The following is an 18,774-nucleotide window of genomic DNA, read 5'->3' on the forward strand; positions in this document are numbered from 1 at the left end:
GAGAAGCGTGTCTGAAAAACTACTAGAAGTGAAAAATTTAAAGACTTCTTTTTTCATAGAAAGTGGCGAAGTTGAAGCGGTTCGCGGCGTTACATTTCGCTTAAATAAAGGAGAAGTAGTCGGTATCGTTGGGGAATCTGGAAGCGGGAAGAGTGTAATGGCGAAGTCTGTTATGTCTCTCGTTACGTCACCAGGAAAAGTGAAAGAAGGGGAAATCCTTTTTCATAATGAAAACATACTTTCTAAATCTGAAAAAGAATTGCGTTCTATTAGAGGAAATCAAATTTCACTTATCTCTCAAGACCCAATGTCAGCGCTAAATCCGGTCGTGAAAATTGGGAAACAAATGACGGAAGTAATTATACGTCATCAAAAAGTGAAAAAGAAAGAAGTAGAGCAGATCGCGATTAACTTGTTAAAACAAGTCGGCCTTTCGTCACCAGAAGAAAGGGTAAAACAATATCCGCATGAACTAAGCGGTGGTATGAAGCAGCGGGTTATGATCGCAATGGCGATGTCTTGTAACCCAGACCTTCTTATTGCTGACGAACCGACGACTGCACTTGATGTAACGATACAAGCACAAATACTAGATTTAATGAAAAACTTAAAGAACGAAACGAATATGGCGTTACTTCTTATTACGCATGACTTAGGAATTGTCGCGCAAAACTGTACGCGCGTCATCGTTATGTACGGCGGGCTTATTATGGAAGAAGGATCTGTACTTGATATTTTCCAATCGCCGAATCATCCATATACGAAAGGGCTATTAAACTCTCTGCCAAAAATAGCGAACGGCGTAAAAGAAAGACTCGCTCCTATTCAAGGGGTAACACCAAACTTATTAAACCCGCCACAAGGTTGCCCATTCGCAGAGCGTTGCCCGCATGCGATGGATATTTGTGAAAAAGAACGTCCACCATATTTTGAAATCGGAAACGAAAGACGTTCCATGTGTTGGTTAAATGATAGGGCGGTAGGTGATTTCCATGCATGAAGAAAACTTAATTGAAGTTCGGAACTTAAAAAAGTATTTTCCTATTAAAAAAGGACTATTTGGCAGGAAAACAGAGCAACTAAAAGCAGTCGATGACCTTAGCTTCACCATTAAAAAAGGTGAAACATTCGGATTAGTAGGAGAATCAGGTTGCGGAAAATCAACGACAGGAAGAAGCATCATTCGTTTACACGATGTCACTTCAGGTAACGTTTTATTCGACGGAAAAGATATCGCAAGTTTAAAAGAAAGTGAACTAAAAGAATATAGAAAACGAATGCAAATTATTTTCCAAGATCCATACGCATCATTAAACCCGGCAATGAACGTATTCCAAATTATTAGCGAGCCAATGAATATTCACGGATCTTATGAAAAAGAAGAACAAAAAGAAATCATTTTAGATCTTCTGAAAAAAGTAGGCCTAAAAGAAGAACACTTATATCGCTACCCGCACGAATTTAGCGGAGGCCAGCGCCAGCGCATTAGCATCGCGCGCGCACTATCTGTAAAACCAGACTTTATCTTATGTGACGAACCAATCTCAGCACTTGATGTCTCAGTCCAAGCACAAGTCGTAAACATGCTGCAAGACATCCAAGAAGAAACAGGCGTCACATACTTATTCATCGCACATGACTTATCCATGGTAAGACACATATCAGACCGAATCGGAGTCATGTACTTAGGAAACATAGTAGAAATTGCCGACAGCGAAGACCTATACACAAAACCGGCACATCCATACACACAAGCACTACTCTCATCCATGCCAGAACCAGATCCAACAAACATAGGAAAAGAACGGATCATCCTAGAGGGAGAAGTACCAAGCCCACTAAACTCACCGTCCGGCTGTAAATTCAGAACGCGCTGCAAATTCGCCACTGAAAAATGCGCACAGGAAGTACCGAAGATGGTGGAGATTGCGAAGGGGCATCAGGTGGCTTGTCATTTGTTTTAGATTTGAGGAAAAGCATTGGGGGGACCTGGTGCTTTTTTTCTTTGTAGGTGGACGTGGTGTGGGATTGGTTGTTAGTTTAGGAGATAACGCGCTCGAAATTTGTCGGTAAATCGATATGTTGTGTCGAAACGTTGATATATTCGGAGTTACGATCGATATAATCGAATAATCGTTGATATATTTTTTTAAAGAGTGGGATTGGTTGTAGATTAATGTAGAAATTTAATGTTTTCGAAAAAAAGAATTGACTTCTATATTAGTTGTAACTAAAATAGTTACATAAAGATGTAATCAATTTAGTTACAACTAATATCTGCTAAAAATATGATTTGTATATTTAATTAAGGATGGTGGTCCATACGTTGCCACCCGGTGTAGAAAGTTACTAACACATTCAAATCAATGCATATTCTAAGCTTTAGTATTTTCTGTTACGGGGCAATAAGGTGCAACGTTATCTTTTGTTAAAAACCTTGGTGGATCTTTCTTTGGAAATATTAGTTTTGGGGAAATATAGTAAGGTATCTAAAAAAGAACAAGGTATAAAAAGATGTACTTATATAAACCAAAAATTTAGTTGAGCTGGATAATAAAAAAAAGGTAGGAGATTTAAATGGAGACGAAACAAGATAACCTTATTTACGTATGGGATGCATATTGTGGATGGTGCTATGGTTTTTCAGAAAGTATTAAAGGATTTTACAAAAACCACACTGAAGTGTCATTAACGGTTTTATGTGGAGGGTTATTTTTAGATAATTTACCAATGAAAAACTTCTCATATATAGAAGAAGGAAATAAAAGAATTAATCAACTTACAGGTGCTGAATTTGGTCCTTCATATCAAAAATTGGTGGAGGAAGGGACTTTTAAAATGAATTCGAAAGATGCTGCAATTGGTTTTTCAGCTTTACGCTCATTAGCGCCAGACCGTTTATTAGAATTCACTTCGGCTATGCAAAAAGCGTTTTATTATGAGGGTCAAAGTCTGAGTGATCCTGAAACATATCGCAAGATTGCAATCGAGCATGGTTTGGACCCTGAACAAGTATTAGAACGTTTAAACGCTCAAGAAACAATAATAGATGTCCAAAATGATTTCAATAAAGTTCGACAGCTTGGTGTTAATAGCTATCCTTCCTTACTTTTACAAAAGGATAATCAAATTATTCCTATTGGTGGTGGCGTAATGACGCCGGATAAAATTGAAGCGCGTTTTAAAAATTTATATTAAGAAAATTTAGGATATAGTAGCAAACATGTTATCTTAGGCCACCTGACATTCATCTCCGGAATATTCGCCAGTACTATTACACTTTCAGATAAATGGGAGTGGGAGATTTTATCCCGCTTTAACGGGCAGTAAGACCCCCACCTCAAAATTCAGTGGAAGCAAAGAAGTTAGGTGGGGGATCAACTGTCCGTAAAAGTCCGATTGGTTCAACTAATAATCAGTGGGGGATGAACAAAACCCCCACTGATTAAAGTTTCACTTTATCGGAACAAGATAAAAATATGATAATTAGTTAATAACTTTAACAAAAGGAGAATAACATACTATGTTTAAAACAATCGATACAAATCAACAAGATGTGAAATTAACGGTGTTTAGTTCGGATGAAAAAAGCTTTATGGTCACAGCAACATTAGTTGAGAAAGCAGGACATGCATTTTTAATAAACTCAAAATTTACTCAATCTGATTCGAAAGAAATTGTTGAGTATCTGAAAAAAAACGACTTATCTTTAGATAAAATCTTTATTATTCATGGGGATCCAGACTACTACTTTGGATTAGAGAGCATTAAAGCTGTTTACCCAGAAGCTATAGCGTATGCAACAGAGTCTACTGTTGAACATATCGTTCATTCTGTCTTAGGAAAATTAAAAGTTTGGAAAGACGCCCTTGGAGAAAATGCACCAAGTAACGTGGTATTACCTCAAGTGTTTAAAGAAAAAGCGATTGATTTTCAGGGGTTAACATTTGAACTAGTAGGCTTAGATCATTACAGAACTAGCCTATTTAATAAAGAACTAAAAGTATTAATTGGTGGTATTGATGTATTTAACGAAATACATGTATTCTTAGCGGATACTAGTTCAAAAGCGGCGATGGAGGCGTGGATTGAGAACTTGAAAGTGTTACAAGCATTACATGCTGACATAATTGTACCAAGCCATGGATCAATCGAAAAATCTCTAAATAATCAAGCACTTACTGCGACAATGGATTATCTAAGAACTGCGGTTCAAGCTTCTGAGGAAAGTGGAACTTCAAAAGATTTTGTGGCAAAACTTGAAGCAGCATATCCAGACTATGCAAATAAAGGTGTATTAGAATTAAGTGCAAAAGTTGTAACAAAAGAAATGCCTTGGGGTTAATGATATGAATAAATATCAAAAACTATTACATGAAACGTATGTGTTAACTGGCGAAGGGAAATTGGATGCGTTCAAAACGTATTTAAGTGAAAATGTATCTTGGACAGAAGCTGCTGGGTTTCCATATGCAGGTACTTATATAGGTCCAGATGAAGTAGTGAAAAACGTACATGAACGTCTTGGCACGGAATGGGATGACTATAGCGCTAAAGATGAAATTTATACTTTTAATAACAATACTGTTATTGTGTATGGAAAATATAGTGGAACATATAAAGCTACAGGGAAGTCATTTGTAGCAGATTTTTGTCATCTTTATAAGTTTGATGAGAACGATAAGGTTAAGAAGTTTATTCAAATTGTGGACAGTGCAACTGTTAATGAGGTATTAAGTTAGAGCTAATCGTTTCTAATATGTCTTGTATAGGGGGGCTAGGATAAATGAAATTCCTAACATTACCCCTGACATTACATTTTGGGGAAGGTTTCTCCTTCTTCAAACTTTTTATAGAAGAAAACTTATTTAAGTAGAAGAGGTAGGTATATATGAAATTAGAGAAAAGTTTAATCATAACAATTATTTCTGTATTTATTTTAGGAGTAGTTTCGACTTTAGTATATCAAGCTTCCACCGGTAATAACAAAGGGAACTCAATAAAGAGCGAGAATGTTGCTTCTGTATCAAAAGAAGTGAAAGAAAATGAAAAGAATAAAAAGATGGTAGTTGATTTCTATAATGAAGTTTTTAACAAACATAATATCGATATTATCCCTAAATATGTTAGTGAAGATTATAAGCAACATAATCCTTTTGTTGCTGATGGACGAAAAGCCTTCATGGATTTCTTTAAGGAGGATTTTGTTAAAAATCCTAATTCCTCTGCAGAGATTAAACGTGTAGTAGCTGAAGGGGATACAGTTGCTCTTCATGTACATTCTCGTACTAATTCTCAAGATAAGGGAGTTGCTATAGTGGATATATTTCGTATCAAGGATGGAAAGATTGTCGAACACTGGGATGTAATTCAAGAGATTCCAAGTGAAGCAGCTAATGATAATACGATGTTTTAGATAGAAGATATATTTAATAATTGTTTAATTGATAGTGCTGTATAGAATTTAGATAAGTAAAGGAGATGTCCTAGTACCATGCCTGGGACATCTCCTTTTTGTTTTAACGAGATTTAATTTATTGTTACTTGTATTTTTTTATGTACTACTATTCGATTACACATCATTTCAGGCGGTTTTCTTTTATCCCGCATTAATGGGCAGTAAGATCCCCACCTCTTTTAATTCTTCAATTAATAAAAAGTTTGCTTTCAAATTAGAAAGGGTTAGTCCCTCACACCCAAAAACAAAGGGGAACTTAATTATTCAAATTCATATAAAGTTTCAATCTTGTCTAAGCATCCATTAGGATATACAACTGATCATCTATTTTTCTTTACATAATCTCCAGATGCAGTCCATATCAACTATAGATTCTTGTCTTATGCTAAATGTAATCAAAAAGCAAGTAGATAAAGATAATGACTAAAACATTAACTCTAGATACTTTTTTGATGAATATTACAAATAAACAGGAGGTAATGAAAAATGATTAAAACATTATTAGCAGGAGCACTTTTAAGTACAGGATTGGTAGCGGGAGGTGCAGATGATGCGAAAATGGACAATTTAAAGTCAAATGAAGATAGTTCAAATCAAGTAATTACACAGAGTGTAGATGGAACAACGTCTTTCTCACAAAACTTTGATTTACCTAAAGATGCAGTGCCAGCAACTCCTAAAGGAAACGCAAAAACTGTTGAAAGAACAGAGGGTACAGGTTCTCAAGAAGGAAAAATGGTACCAACAAAAGAAGGTACAGATTCTCAACCAGGATTTGAAATGGGATCCCCTGAGAAACCAGAATATGCAAAAACAGTTGAAAGAACAGAAGGTACAGATTCTCAAGAAGGAAAAATGGTACCAGCAAAAGAAGGAAATTAAATAATATATAGTTATAACGAGGAGCATCCAAAAAGTGGTGCTCTTTTTATATTATAGGAATTAACTAGTTCTACTGAATATAGAACTGTAGGAAGAATTGAGACTAGAACATGGGGGCCTATCTCTTCAAATCATGGTGTTTAGGGCAATAGTTTTGGTGGTAACGTTATAATACAAACATTTTATTAGAGATTTTCTAAATTTACATACACTCTAGATAGACTACATATCAACTTCAGATACTTGTTTTATGATACAAGTAATCAAACAAAAGGAGGGCGATACAAAATGATTAAAACAGTATTAACAGGGCACTCTTTTATGTACAGGAGATTATTAGCAGGTGGAGCAAATGTTGAAGATATACAGACAGATAAGCATATTCCATATGAACAAGAGAAAAGTATTTTCATTTGGATATAGGACTTGAATCAAACTTTTATACTAAAATATATACGGCAAAAAGGAGGGAGTACATTGCACAAAATTATTTATGGAATATTAATTTTAATATATACTTTGTATTCATTTTTTGTAAGTGATGGAAGTGAAGTAAGGTTTATTATGCTGTTAACTATAGTACTTATCTTTTCTGTGGTTTTAGAAAAAGGAAATGCAAACCAAACGACTGATTAAGGGGCGTTTGGTTTGCATTTTTTATTGGCTATTACAGTCTAGATGTTTTAGGGGTAGCACCAAATTTCGTTTTGAGGACACTATTAAATTTTTAGTTGATGAAAATACGGTGCAACTCCTACTAGAGAAAACACCGCCTAAAATAGAAAACTTTTAACCTATTATCCTCTATTCCGTAGCTTTTAAGGTATTTAACACGACTTTGGTTGCATCTGCAATAAGTTTATCGTCATATTTAGCATCTTCTTTATCGTGATTAGAAAGTATAGCAAGAACAATCGGCTTTTTATTTGGTGGCCAAATAATTGCGATATCATTTCTTGTTCCGTAAGATCCCGCGCCTGTTTTATCAGCTACTTCCCATCCTTTTGGTACGCCCGCACGAATCAATTTATCTCCAGTTGTATTTCTCTTCATCCAATCTACTAATAGTTCACGTTTTTCTATTGGAAGTGCAGTCCCTAATGTAAATGATTGAAGCGTCTTAGCTATTGCTTCTGGTGTACTGGTATCATGTGTTTCTCCTGGATGCACTTCATTTAATTCAGGTTCAAATCGTTCTGAAGTAGTAACAGTATCTCCCATTTCTCTCAAGATTTTTTCAAATTCAGAGGGACCTCCTAACTGTTTAAGAATCAAATTATGTGCTGTGCTGTCACTATATCGAACTGAAGCATCTGCAAGTTCTTTTAACGTCATTCCTGTATCAACATGCTTTTCAGTAATTGGATTATAATTAGAAAGATCTTTATGAGTATACGTAATTCTCTGATCAAGAGCTTCTAATGAGTTCTTGCGTAAAAGAGCGCCCACAGCTAATGATTTAGATGTAGATGCAAACGCAAAACGATCATCTGAATGATAAGCAATCGTTTGATTCGTACCTGTGTCCAGTGCATAAATACCAAGCTTAGCATCATATTCTTTTTCAAGTTTAGCAAAAGATTGATTACCTGTATTTTCTTGTTTAATTTGATTAGCTTGATTCGTTTGTTTAGGTGGTTCAGATTGAGCATTACTATTGGAACAGCCTATAAGTGATACACATGAAAGTAATACTACAGGTACAATCTTTTTGTAATGTAAAATGTTATAGAACTTGTTTAAAACGAACATAAATTTTCAACCTCTTTCAAGAATATATGGATTTTGTCTAGGTATTCTAAATACCGATGCAATTAAAGATGACATAAGGTAACAATACTACTGCAGCTGAAATTTCACAGGTTAAATGACATCCAAAACGTTTATCCCGCTATTTGCCGGGCAGTAAGACCCCCGCTGATTAAAGTTTCACCTTATATGATTGATAAGTCACAGTTTGCGTTATTTCTTTTTTGTTTCCACTTGTAATGGTTCACCTGTGAAAGTATTACAATACATGTTTTTTACTTTTGGGAATAATAAGTCCTTTCATTTTTTTGTAATACATAAAAATAGATGTCAAACGGGATATGTTATATCCAATCTGGACAACTCATATTAGAAATACACTTATTAGACACTCTAAGTAATAAATTTGTTCCACTTTAAGATGAGGAAGAATTTGGGGTTTTTAAAATAACAATGGAACTACGTGTTTTTTCGTCATACAAAAACCTCTACATATAAGTAGAGGTTTTTAAATTGCATATTAGTGAATTATGCTTTTTTAGATAAACGAAGATAATAGAATACATAATTTTAACTAGACTTATTATTAACTAATGTATCCCCACCAAGCTCCGCCTCAATCTGCGAAGTCTTCGATGACTCATCCATACGCCAATACGTAATAAAGCTTATTGCGATACATCCAGCTACGTAGAAATAGAATAGTGATTCCATTCCAATACTCTTTAGCCATAATGCGATGAACTCAGCTGTTCCACCGAATATCGCAACGGTTAGTGCATATGGTAAACCTACGCCGAGTGCGCGAATTTCGGTTGGGAAGAGTTCGGCTTTTACAATTGCGTTAATTGATGTGTAACCAGTAACGATAATGAGACCGACCATCATGAGTAAAAATGCTACGATTGGTTCTGTCGTTTTTTCCATGAAGAAGAAGATCGGCGCTGTTAGTAATGTGCCGAGAATACCGAATGCCATTAATAGTGGGCGGCGTCCAATTTTATCGGATAATAGCCCCGCAATTGGTTGAAGTACGACGAAAATAAGTAGTGCGACAAAGTTAATCCAGCTTACAACTTCTTTCGGAAGACCGACTGTGTTTACCATGAATTTTTGTAAATATGTTGTGTACGTATAGAAGGCAACAGTGCCTCCAAGTGTTAGGCCGACTACTGTTAATACTGCTTTCGGATGTTTCATAAGAGCGCGAACGGTTCCTGCGCTTTCGCGTTTTTGTGATTTTATGTTTGCGAACTGCTCCGATTCATCCATCGTGCGGCGAAGCCATAATACAGCTACTGCGCCCATCGCTCCAATAATGAATGGAATGCGCCATCCCCAAGCTTTCATATCTGGTTCGCTTAGTAATTGCTGAAGAACAATTTGAACGCCTAACGCAACCATTTGTCCGGCAACGAGCGTTACATATTGGAAGCTAGAATAAAAGCCACGGCGACCACTACTAGCCATTTCAGATAAATATGTTGCGGAAGTTCCGTACTCTCCGCCAAGCGATAAGCCTTGCAATAAACGGGCAAGAACTAAAATAATTGGTGCCATAATACCGATGCTTTCGTAACTAGGTGTACAGGCGATAATTAAAGAACCACCGGCCATAACCGTAATCGAAAGCGTTAATGCTGCCCGGCGTCCGTGCCGATCCGCATAGCGTCCCATTAATAAACTTCCGATAGGGCGCATTAAAAATCCAACTGCGAAAATAGCCGCTGTGTTCAGTAACTGACTCGTTGGATCGCCTTTAGGAAAGAACTCTGCTGAAAAATAAACGGCGAAAGCAGAGTAAACGTACCAGTCGTACCATTCAATTAAATTACCGACAGAACCTTTAAAGATATTGCCGGCGACTCGGTTTGATTTTACTTGAGCCATACTAATTCCTCCTCTTGCTTATAAATAAAATGATAATTATGAAAGCGTGTTCATTATAGTTGAATTGTACTGTTCTTTAAATAAAATCTCAATATTATGACAATTTTATTCTTTTTGTACTTTATGAACATGGATATTTTTAATAGTTGCTTCATTTTCAGTTTTGTCATAATAATAGAAAAAGGAGATTGATAGTTTTGAATATTTTATCAAAGGATATGGAGTATGAAAAAATCACGCAAAGTGTCATTACAAACGAAAATAGTAAGCTTAATTATTACGTTAATTTTATTTGTCGTTCTCCTATTAGCGGGAATATTTGTTTACATTCAGTCCGTTGATACGAAGCGTCAAGTGGAGCAGTTAGCACTGCAAACTGCGAAGTCGCTCTCTTTTATGCCAGCTATAAAAGAAGCTTTTCAAAATAACGAGCATAAAAGTACCATTCAATCCATTGCGGAACAAGTTCGCGAGCAAGCTGGCGCAGATTATGTCATTATAGAAGATCGTTTTGGGGTTATGTATTCCCATTCTAATTCGGGGTTGATTGGCACAAAGAGTAACAATCCATATAACTATGAAGCACTTACTTTTGGTGGCTATTATACGCTTGAAGGAAATGGTGAAAGTGGTCCTGCTTTAATGGCGAAGGCACCTATTATTGTTCATAACGGAGACTATGATCAAGTCGTAGGTGTTGTGACAGTAGAGTTTTTAATAAAAGGTATTGAATCTAACATATTGAGCAGAACGAAAGAAATTATACTCTTTTCTTTAGCTGTATTATTAGCTGGAATTGTTGGTGGTATTCTTTTAGCACGTAGCATTCGTAAAGACACACTCGGTTTAGAGCCGAATGAAATTGCGGCGTTATACCGGGAACGAAGCGCGATACTACTATCTATAAAAGAAGGAATTATCGCTATCGATCAAAACGGTTTTATTACAATGATGAACACGTCAGCAGAAGAGATGCTACATGTAAATGATGATTATATGCAGCAGCACATTTCAAAAGTTTTACCGAATTTTAATATGGAAAGAGTGCTAGAAACCGATCAAGAAATCGCGTTTCAAGATAAAGTGTTTATTTTAAACATGACACCGATACTCGAAAATAATAGTACGGTAGGCGTTGTATGTAGTTTTAGAGATAAAACAGAACTGCAAAACTTAGTGAATACGATATCTGAGGTAAGAAAATATTCCGAGGACTTACGTGCTCAAACACATGAATTTACAAATAAACTTTTCGTCTTATCAGGATTACTTCAGTTAGGACATTACAAAGAAGCAATTGAATTTATCCAACAAGAATCTAACATTCATCAAAGCCAAAATCATATTTTGTTCCATCAAATTCACGATGCGAAAGTACAAGCTATTTTATTAGGAAAACTCGGAACAGCGTCTGAGAAGAAAATTGAGTTTCATATTGAAGGAGATAGTGCGCTTCATCCGTTACCAGACCATATAAAGGTGTCGCATCTTATTACGATCCTTGGAAACATAATTGATAATGCATTTGATGCGGTGAGTGAACGAGAGGAGAAGAGAGTTTCTTTCTTCGTTACGGATATTGGGCACGATATTGTGTTTGAAGTGATAGATAGCGGGATAGGAATACCGGCAGAAAAAATAACGACCATTTTTCAAAAAGGATTTTCAACGAAAGGAACTGATCGTGGTTACGGACTAGCAAACGTGAAAGAAATGGTAGATCTACTAGAGGGAACAATTGAAATTCAAAACGAGAAAAATGGGGGAGCTATTTTTATAATTTACCTTCCGAAAACATTGAAAGAAAGTACATGACAAACAGGGGGATGGACATATGTTGAAGGTGGCAATTGCAGAAGATGATTTCCGCGTCGCGCAAATTCAGGAAGAGTTTTTATTAAAAATAAAGGACGTAAAAGTGATTGGAAAAGCATTGAACGCGAAAGAAACGATGGAACTACTACAAAAGGAAGAAATCGATTTGCTTCTATTAGATAATTATTTACCAGATGGAATTGGAACTGACTTATTACCACAAATTCATGCTGACTTTCCAAGCGTTGACGTCATTATGGTAACAGCGGCGAATGAAAACTATATGCTAGAAAAAGCAATTCGAAATGGCGTAAGCAATTACCTTATAAAACCGGTCACGTTAGAAAAATTCGTTCGCACCATTGAAGACTATAAAAGAAAGAAGCAATTATTACATAGTAACAATGAAGTAAATCAAGCACTCATCGATAACTTCTTTGGGACTTCGCAAACACAAGACATAAAAAACTTACCGACAGGTGTGGATCCGTTAACACTGCAAAAAGTGAAAGGGATTATAAAAGGATTCGAAGAGGGAATTACAATAGAAGAAATGGGAGAGCAAATGGGTGCGTCCAGAACAACCGCAAGAAGATATTTAGAATACTTAGTAGCGACCGGCGAATGCACAGTAGAGTACACATACGGCATTATCGGACGACCAGAACGAAAATACCGAATAGGAAGAGGACTATGAAAAAACGATTATTACTATGTATATGGATCATGACAGGAGTAATAGTAATAGCTGGTTGTTCCTCGGAAAAATCCCATACGAATAAAGTGAACATCGACAAATTAGAAATCGTTGCGCCAAACGTTCAAGGAGCAGGATGGGACTTAACAGCACGAGCAATGCAAAAAACACTAGCAGAAGAAAAAATCTTCACAAAACCAATCACAGTCACAAACAAAGTAGGTGGCAGCGGTGATGTCGGATGGAAATATACGAAACAAAAAGGCGGTCACGTACTGGCGATTAACTCAAGCTTACTCATAACGAACAACCTACTAGGCCACAGTAAACTAACATATAAAGACTTCACACCGCTCGCAACACTTGCATCAGATTGGGAAGTTGTTGTCGTATCAAAAGACTCAAACATAGAAAACGCAAAACAACTCATGGAACAACTAAAACAAAACAAGAAAAACTTCAAAATCGGCGTTGCCCCAGGCCTAGGAAACGACGATCACCTATCCTTCGTACAAGTAAGCAAAGCATTCGGCATAAACCCTGCCGAACTACAATTCTTCGTCTACGAAAACAAAGAAAAAATCATAAACGCCCTAACGAACAAACAAATAGGCGCCGCAACCATGACCCTATCCGAAGCCGAAAAACAATACAAAGCCGGCAAAATAAAAATACTAGCCGTATCCGCACCAAAACGTCTAGATCGACTACCAGAAATCCCAACATGGAAAGAACAAGGAATCAACGTCATCTTCCAGCACTGGAAAGGAATTATGGGCCCAAAAGATATGACGGAGGAAGAGGTTGCTTATTGGGATGGTGTTATTAAGAGGATGGTGGAGAGTGAGAGTTGGAAGGGGATTTTGAGGGAGAGAGGGTGGAATTCTTATTATAAGGATAGTGGGGAGACTAGGGGGTTTTTGGAGGAGAGTAGTGAGGAGTATAAGGAGCTAGTGGGGAATAATAGGAATTAGTAGATCATACGGTATGGCGTATGATTTTTCTTTAAATGAAAAATCCCTTTTAAACTAACATATCAGTTTAAAAGGGATTTGTTTATATTTTTGTTTTAAATACTTCGGATTCTAAATACTGCTAATTATTGGTTAAAATTATCATCAATAATAGTAGCTATATAGGAATTATTCAGCCAATAGCACTGCTTCGTGATTTTTTGTCCATCAGGTAGTAGGATCTTATCTTTTCCATCGTGTCCTTTGGGTCGTATGTGGGCAACGCCATTAAATTTAGTTTTTGGTAGATTATTTGTTTCGATTTCATTATTACCACGTTTTTTATATTGGATTTGAATTCCTTCTCGTATTATCTTGTTAACTTCTTCCCATAAATGTTTAATTTCAATTTCGATTGTATGAACAGGCATATTCCAAAGTTTAATGCCTTTCAAATAAAGTTTACGGTTTGGATTTTCTTTTATTGTTTGCCTAAATTCAAATATAACAAATAAAAACTTTGTCTCATAAAAACGTTCGCGTAAATAGCTTTCTTCCCAAGTTTCATTCAACCATTGATTAAAATTAATTGTTTCAAATGACATACTTTCTTTAGGTATCCCATTTGGTTCTAAACGAATTGTTTTAAATTGTATATTTGCTTTAGCAAATTCTTCGATATCATCAAGACGGGTTCCTTTAATCCCTAATAAGGAACTTACTAAGTTTGGAACAAAACTTTTATTTCTAGGCTTGTAGTCTACTGATAAATTCTGAGCAATCTCTTCATCAGTTAATCCTATGTATGATTCGAATTTAGAGTGAATAATTTCTTCTAAAGATTGTTTTTTTAGTTCATCAGCTGTTACAAAACTTACTAGTTCTTTATTTTGAATATATCTGCGAACTAGTGCCGTCAGATAAGACGGCTTTAATGAAAAAGCTCTTTGCATTGCTGGAATTTCAGAACGCGGTTGTGAGCGAAGTGAATTTTTATTGGAACCTTTTGTACAAGCTCCTAAATAGTTTGTATCACCTTCGGATAATTCATGTGCTTTACCGGCACGAATTTTATTTACGATGGTTTCCCAGTCTTGTCTAATTATTTCTAAATCAGCTTCGGGATAGGTGAATAAAAGGCTTTTTGTAATGTGAAAATCTTTACGATCTACACCAGGTACCCATTCATAGAACATTAATAGTAGTTTTTTATTTTTCTTCCAAAAGCTTGATGTTTCAAAGTGTGTATGAACTTCTTCCATATAGTTGATAATATTTAAGACTAGTCGCTCTTTGGCAGATAGTGAACCGTTTTTATTTTGTTTAAATGCAGTTACTTTAAGTTCAATACCAAGGTGTTTAAAGTCAGCTTCTGCGTTTGAATTGACTTCATATCCAAAAAAACTTTCCTCGATTACTTGCCCTAGTCCACCTTTTGATTTAGCGTTTGCAAGTCGGTTAGTGGAATCAATTTCACCAAATGTTTTTCCTTCAGCTTCATGTGCTTTTTTCATTAGTTCTTCTATTATAGTATAGTCCATAATAAACTCCTTTCTGTATCCAGTGCTGCGTTGTATGATTTTAGACAATACATATTAAAGTTATGCTATAATAAAAAGCTGTTTCAAATTTATATTAGTGAAATTTATAAGAAGGAAAAGTCAGTTTGTTCTATTAAATAACAGGTATATTGGATCTATTCAAGGCGATTGGTTTCGTTTATACTATTGATATAGTAATGAATTGTTTTTTTACGATTGCAAGTGAAAAAGTATGATTCCTAAAATGTTATAGTTGATCTTTTCCTTACTTTTTATTATAATGAAGCATAGATAAATAAAATACCGAAAGGATGTTCGTGTATTTATGGTGAAAGTAGTAGAACTTTTCGCGGGAGTAGGAGGTTTTAGATTAGGACTAGAAGCAAACGAAAACTTTGAAGTTCTTTGGGGGAACCAGTGGGAGCCCTCAACTAAAGCACAACACGCATTTAATTGTTATGCAACTCGCTTTGAAAATAAAGGAATACATGTAAATAGAGATATAGCAGAAGCTTGGCCGGAAATACCTGAGCATGATTTATTAGTAGGTGGATTCCCTTGCCAAGACTATTCTGTAGCACGTACTTTATCAAATGAAAAAGGAATACAAGGGAAAAAAGGTGTTCTTTTTTGGGAGATAATGAACATAGTTAATTCTCGCAAGCCAAGATTTGTTTTGTTAGAGAATGTAGATAGATTATTGAAGTCACCAGCAAAACAAAGAGGTCGTGACTTTTCTATTATGCTGGCGAGCTTTAGAGATGCAGGATATGTAGTGGAATGGAGAGTTATTAACGCTGCGGATTATGGATATTCACAAAGAAGACGGAGAGTATTTATATTTGCATATCTAGATGAGTCTGGTTTTGCTAATATTCAAAGTAAAGTGGAGCCATTAGAGGTACTGTGTGAGAATGGATTTTTTGCTCCGGTATTTAAAGTGCTTGAGGCACCTAAAGAAAACAAAAAAAGAGGTCAGTTTAGGTTGCCAAATGATATCGTGGAGGTTTCTGATACATTTAAAGCAGAATATTATAATTCTGGTGTGATGATAAAAGGACAAGTATATAATGAGGAAGTAGTGCCAGTAACTGAGAATCCCAAGACGTTAGGTGAGATAGTTAAGAAAGTATACGATAACTTTGGACCTGCGGATGAATCTTATTATTTGAAAATGGATAAAATTAATAAAAAGGGAAGAACGGAATTCGAGGAACTTAAGTACCTCAAAGGCCCTAAGAAAGAAGAAAGAGTATCGAAGGCGACAGGGCATAAATATTTCTACTCAGAGGGAGGGATGGCTTTCCCGGATGATTTAGATAAGCCTGGACGTACCATGTTAACTAGTGAAGGAACATGTAATAGAAGTTCTCATGTAATTGAAGATCCTTACACAAAAAGGTTAAGATATTTAACACCTGTTGAATGTGAACTATTAAATGGTTTTCCAATGAACTGGACAAATACAGGGATGCCACAAAGAAATAGGTATTTTTGTATGGGAAATGCTTTAGTGGTTGATTTAGTGAAACGAATGGGTGAAAGAATTGTGGAGATTATGACACAAGAAGAAGAGATGGAAAGTTCTGTACAGCTGAGCTTGGGCCTCAAAGGATAATGTATAAAAGAATATAACTCATATTAAAGCAACCTACTTTCTATATATATATAGAAAGTAGGTTGCTTTAAATTTATTTTCTGAAATTTATTGAACTTAGTAGTATTAATTAAGATTTCATGAATAACTTTTTTTCGAATTGAGAATTAGAGATATATGTTGCATGGTATGACTTATTTACTAGAGCCTAAGAAATAAATTAATGTTTGAAACATAGCTTTTTTAAGTAGTAAGGATTAAAAATATAAAGGGAATATACAAATATATACTTATTCGGTAAAATTAACTTTGTGTTCAAGAAGTGAATACTTAGGATAAAACAATATATACATTAGAAATATTAAAGGTGTAAAAAAATATATAATGGTCGATCATTAAAGTTAGAATTTTCGATCAATTTTAAATTTAATCAACTAGAAAATTTAATGTATTATGGATTTATTGAAAGATAAGTTGTTATTCTTAGAGAATTTAATTGAAACGTAGGTGAATTAAATGTATGAACAACAATGTATAAAAAAGGTACAAGAACAATTAAATGAAAAATTCAACAAATATATAGGGTTTTCTTTCCCGAAATTAGCAAGAACTATTGGTATTAATCCAGACACATTAAAATCTAAGCTATCCACAGTTAAATTAGTAAATAAATTAAAGGAATTTGAGAATTTTAATGAAAATGAGCTACTAGGTAAACATATTGAATCCATTTCTTTAAAAACCGTCCGTTTGAAGTATGATGATAAGCCAAAAGAATCTATGTCTTTTGAGCAAATAAAATTTAATGAATTGACTAGAGAGGTATGGGAAACAAGTAAATTAAGAATGAAATTTATATCTACAACCCTTCTATTTGTAGTTTTTCAATATGAGGAGAAAGAGGTCTCAGACGAAAATTTATATTTTAGAGGTATGTACATATGGAAGATGCCTTTAGCTACTTTAGATAATGAAGTGAAGAGTGTATGGGAAAAAACAAAGAATCTTGTACAAGGTGGTTTGGAAATTGAAGAAGTAAAGCGAGGGAAGAGAACTGTTCAAAAAAACAATTTACCTGGACTTCAATTTAATAATGTTGCACATGTGAGACCAAAAGCTAGTGATTCATCGGATAGAGTATTGTTACCTAATGGGGAATATATCACCAAACAAGCTTTTTGGTTAAATGCGAATTACATAGCCAAGGTTATTAAAGAGATGCCGAAAATTCAAAGGCATCAAATATATGATAATAAAATTAAAATTCTAGATAGTGATAGTATTGAAAAAGTAAAAAATAAATTGATAAAGCCAATTTATACTTTTGAAGAATTTAATGTCATTGTAAATAAAGAGAAAGAAAATTTTGAGGAAGAATATTTTAACGAAATAAATATTTCTGAGCTAGGATATAATATACATCCGAATTTTGTATTGGTAAAGGAAATCGCTAAACCGGAGGAATATTTTGAACAGCAAATATTTAAACAAGATTATTTTATAAAAATAGTCGATCCTATTTACGATAGTGTCCAGTTTATGCGAAAGTTGGTTAATTTAGAAAATAGCTATGATGTGGTAAAGATTGAAGAAAATGAGTATATTACGATAAATAAATTAAATGAAGCAGGAATCTATAAAAAAGATTTAATTGATTTTAAAGGTGAAGTGGAAAAATTTATCGGTGATAGTTGTGTCTTCACTTGGCCTTCTCTTGAAAAAGAAGGGTTTCATCATAAATTGGTAGAGCTTGGATTCCAGGATGTTTTTTATGAGAGTTTGTTGAAAAGACCGGGAGCTTTTAAATATATGAAAATTGATCAGACAACATTTTTTATGAAGACGGTAGAAGAGTTTAATGTTACGGAGCTTTTTCAATTTGTAATGGAAACCGAACATTCTATTTCATTAAATGAGTTGGAGGATAAGTTTGTTCAATTTTTTGATGCCTTTATTAATCGGAGAAGTATTATTCACTACGCTAATCAAAGTCAGTTATATTATTCGGAAGACCTTGAAAGGCTATTTATTGATAGTGAAAAATTCTATAATTATATTGAATAATATAGAGGGGAATTCTTGGGTGTTTTTTGTGAATTAATAGGAGTTAGTGTATAGAAAAGGATTAGTGTGGGCTCTAAATTTTAATGCCATTTTTTAGAGTCTACATATTTATCGATCAATAGAGTTTT

General features: G+C 34.9%; 17 protein-coding genes. 14 read left to right on the forward strand and 3 right to left on the reverse strand.

The features are described from left to right. Positions 1 to 7: 7 nt before the first annotated feature. The 9 genes from BM089_RS00130 (at position 8) to BM089_RS30880 (ending at position 6,976) form a co-directional block, all read left to right on the forward strand. Positions 8 to 1,000: an ABC transporter ATP-binding protein gene (locus BM089_RS00130; RefSeq protein WP_090975643.1), complete on the forward strand. Its 993-nt coding sequence runs from the start codon at positions 8 to 10 to the stop codon at positions 998 to 1,000. Then, the gene (locus tag BM089_RS00135; protein WP_000544130.1) at positions 993 to 1,964 is read left to right on the forward strand and encodes an ABC transporter ATP-binding protein; all 972 of its coding nucleotides are present in this window, start codon (positions 993 to 995) and stop codon (positions 1,962 to 1,964) included. Before BM089_RS00130 ends, BM089_RS00135 begins: the two co-directional genes overlap by 8 nt. 613 nt (positions 1,965 to 2,577) lie before the next feature. Then, positions 2,578 to 3,198 (forward strand): DsbA family protein, encoded by a 621-nt coding sequence (locus tag BM089_RS00145; RefSeq protein WP_090975645.1) that lies wholly within the window; start codon positions 2,578 to 2,580, stop codon positions 3,196 to 3,198. 325 nt (positions 3,199 to 3,523) lie between these two features. Further along, a complete protein-coding gene (locus tag BM089_RS00150; protein WP_043938308.1) occupies positions 3,524 to 4,345 on the forward strand; it encodes an MBL fold metallo-hydrolase in 822 nt (273 codons plus the stop codon). Between the two features lie 4 nt (positions 4,346 to 4,349). Next, complete coding sequence (locus BM089_RS00155) at positions 4,350 to 4,742, forward strand: nuclear transport factor 2 family protein (protein ID WP_001046367.1); 393 nt, start codon at positions 4,350 to 4,352, stop codon at positions 4,740 to 4,742. Positions 4,743 to 4,891: 149 nt separating this feature from the next. Continuing rightward, positions 4,892 to 5,416, forward strand: a complete 525-nt coding sequence (locus tag BM089_RS00160) for a nuclear transport factor 2 family protein (RefSeq protein WP_000764214.1) — start codon at positions 4,892 to 4,894, stop codon at positions 5,414 to 5,416. Positions 5,417 to 5,944: 528 nt separating this feature from the next. Further along, positions 5,945 to 6,340: a hypothetical protein gene (locus BM089_RS00165; protein WP_016082677.1), complete on the forward strand. Its 396-nt coding sequence runs from the start codon at positions 5,945 to 5,947 to the stop codon at positions 6,338 to 6,340. Positions 6,341 to 6,628: 288 nt separating this feature from the next. Further along, positions 6,629 to 6,763: a hypothetical protein gene (locus tag BM089_RS31735; RefSeq protein WP_255259048.1), complete on the forward strand. Its 135-nt coding sequence runs from the start codon at positions 6,629 to 6,631 to the stop codon at positions 6,761 to 6,763. A gap of 54 nt (positions 6,764 to 6,817) precedes the next feature. Beyond that, complete coding sequence (locus BM089_RS30880; protein WP_002093894.1) at positions 6,818 to 6,976, forward strand: hypothetical protein; 159 nt, start codon at positions 6,818 to 6,820, stop codon at positions 6,974 to 6,976. Positions 6,977 to 7,144: 168 nt separating this feature from the next. Here BM089_RS30880 and blaIII read toward each other — a convergent pair whose 3' ends face one another. Continuing rightward, complete coding sequence (gene blaIII / locus BM089_RS00170) at positions 7,145 to 8,092, reverse strand: class A beta-lactamase BlaIII (protein ID WP_090975647.1); 948 nt, start codon at positions 8,090 to 8,092, stop codon at positions 7,145 to 7,147. A 567-nt stretch (positions 8,093 to 8,659) separates the two neighbouring features. Then, complete coding sequence (locus BM089_RS00180; protein WP_090975650.1) at positions 8,660 to 9,979, reverse strand: MFS transporter; 1,320 nt, start codon at positions 9,977 to 9,979, stop codon at positions 8,660 to 8,662. Positions 9,980 to 10,204: 225 nt separating this feature from the next. On the opposite strand from BM089_RS00180, the gene BM089_RS00185 reads away from it, so the two are divergent. The 3 genes from BM089_RS00185 to BM089_RS00195 are packed head-to-tail and all read left to right on the forward strand — an operon-like array spanning position 10,205 to position 13,465. Then, positions 10,205 to 11,794: an ATP-binding protein gene (locus tag BM089_RS00185; protein WP_090975652.1), complete on the forward strand. Its 1,590-nt coding sequence runs from the start codon at positions 10,205 to 10,207 to the stop codon at positions 11,792 to 11,794. A 19-nt stretch (positions 11,795 to 11,813) separates the two neighbouring features. After that, entirely contained in the window at positions 11,814 to 12,491 is a 678-nt protein-coding gene (locus BM089_RS00190) for a response regulator (RefSeq protein ID WP_000921517.1), read from the forward strand. Beyond that, positions 12,488 to 13,465, forward strand: a complete 978-nt coding sequence (locus BM089_RS00195) for a tripartite tricarboxylate transporter substrate binding protein (protein ID WP_090975654.1) — start codon at positions 12,488 to 12,490, stop codon at positions 13,463 to 13,465. The genes BM089_RS00190 and BM089_RS00195 overlap by 4 nt, the downstream gene beginning before the upstream one ends. Before the next feature lie 125 nt (positions 13,466 to 13,590). Here the strand turns inward: BM089_RS00195 and BM089_RS00200 are convergent, their stop codons facing one another. Next, positions 13,591 to 14,985, reverse strand: a complete 1,395-nt coding sequence (locus BM089_RS00200) for a Sau3AI family type II restriction endonuclease (RefSeq protein ID WP_090975656.1) — start codon at positions 14,983 to 14,985, stop codon at positions 13,591 to 13,593. 325 nt (positions 14,986 to 15,310) lie between these two features. Between BM089_RS00200 and dcm the strand changes: the two genes are divergently transcribed. Together dcm and BM089_RS00210 are read left to right on the forward strand one after the other, a co-directional pair. Next, positions 15,311 to 16,603: a DNA (cytosine-5-)-methyltransferase gene (dcm, locus tag BM089_RS00205; RefSeq protein ID WP_090975658.1), complete on the forward strand. Its 1,293-nt coding sequence runs from the start codon at positions 15,311 to 15,313 to the stop codon at positions 16,601 to 16,603. Positions 16,604 to 17,098: 495 nt separating this feature from the next. Next, positions 17,099 to 18,646: a MutH/Sau3AI family endonuclease gene (locus BM089_RS00210; protein WP_090975662.1), complete on the forward strand. Its 1,548-nt coding sequence runs from the start codon at positions 17,099 to 17,101 to the stop codon at positions 18,644 to 18,646. Positions 18,647 to 18,774 lie beyond the last annotated feature (128 nt).

It is taken from the genome of Bacillus sp. 5mfcol3.1, assembly GCF_900114335.1.
Lineage (GTDB): Bacteria > Bacillota > Bacilli > Bacillales > Bacillaceae_G > Bacillus_A > Bacillus_A thuringiensis_S.

Excerpts from the sequence above, each read along its gene's own strand:
- BM089_RS00135 (WP_000544130.1), top strand. The coding sequence starts at position 993 with ATGCATGAAGAAAACTTAATTGAAGTTCGGAACTTAAAAAAGTATTTT.
- BM089_RS00145 (WP_090975645.1), top strand. The coding sequence starts at position 2,578 with ATGGAGACGAAACAAGATAACCTTATTTACGTATGGGATGCATATTGT.
- BM089_RS00150 (WP_043938308.1), top strand. The coding sequence starts at position 3,524 with ATGTTTAAAACAATCGATACAAATCAACAAGATGTGAAATTAACGGTG.
- BM089_RS00155 (WP_001046367.1), top strand. The coding sequence starts at position 4,350 with ATGAATAAATATCAAAAACTATTACATGAAACGTATGTGTTAACTGGC.
- BM089_RS00160 (WP_000764214.1), top strand. The coding sequence starts at position 4,892 with ATGAAATTAGAGAAAAGTTTAATCATAACAATTATTTCTGTATTTATT.
- BM089_RS00165 (WP_016082677.1), top strand. The coding sequence starts at position 5,945 with ATGATTAAAACATTATTAGCAGGAGCACTTTTAAGTACAGGATTGGTA.
- BM089_RS31735 (WP_255259048.1), top strand. The coding sequence starts at position 6,629 with ATGATTAAAACAGTATTAACAGGGCACTCTTTTATGTACAGGAGATTA.
- blaIII (WP_090975647.1), bottom strand. The coding sequence starts at position 8,092 with ATGTTCGTTTTAAACAAGTTCTATAACATTTTACATTACAAAAAGATT.
- BM089_RS00180 (WP_090975650.1), bottom strand. The coding sequence starts at position 9,979 with ATGGCTCAAGTAAAATCAAACCGAGTCGCCGGCAATATCTTTAAAGGT.
- BM089_RS00185 (WP_090975652.1), top strand. The coding sequence starts at position 10,205 with ATGAAAAAATCACGCAAAGTGTCATTACAAACGAAAATAGTAAGCTTA.
- BM089_RS00190 (WP_000921517.1), top strand. The coding sequence starts at position 11,814 with ATGTTGAAGGTGGCAATTGCAGAAGATGATTTCCGCGTCGCGCAAATT.
- BM089_RS00195 (WP_090975654.1), top strand. The coding sequence starts at position 12,488 with ATGAAAAAACGATTATTACTATGTATATGGATCATGACAGGAGTAATA.
- BM089_RS00200 (WP_090975656.1), bottom strand. The coding sequence starts at position 14,985 with ATGGACTATACTATAATAGAAGAACTAATGAAAAAAGCACATGAAGCT.
- dcm (WP_090975658.1), top strand. The coding sequence starts at position 15,311 with ATGGTGAAAGTAGTAGAACTTTTCGCGGGAGTAGGAGGTTTTAGATTA.
- BM089_RS00210 (WP_090975662.1), top strand. The coding sequence starts at position 17,099 with ATGTATGAACAACAATGTATAAAAAAGGTACAAGAACAATTAAATGAA.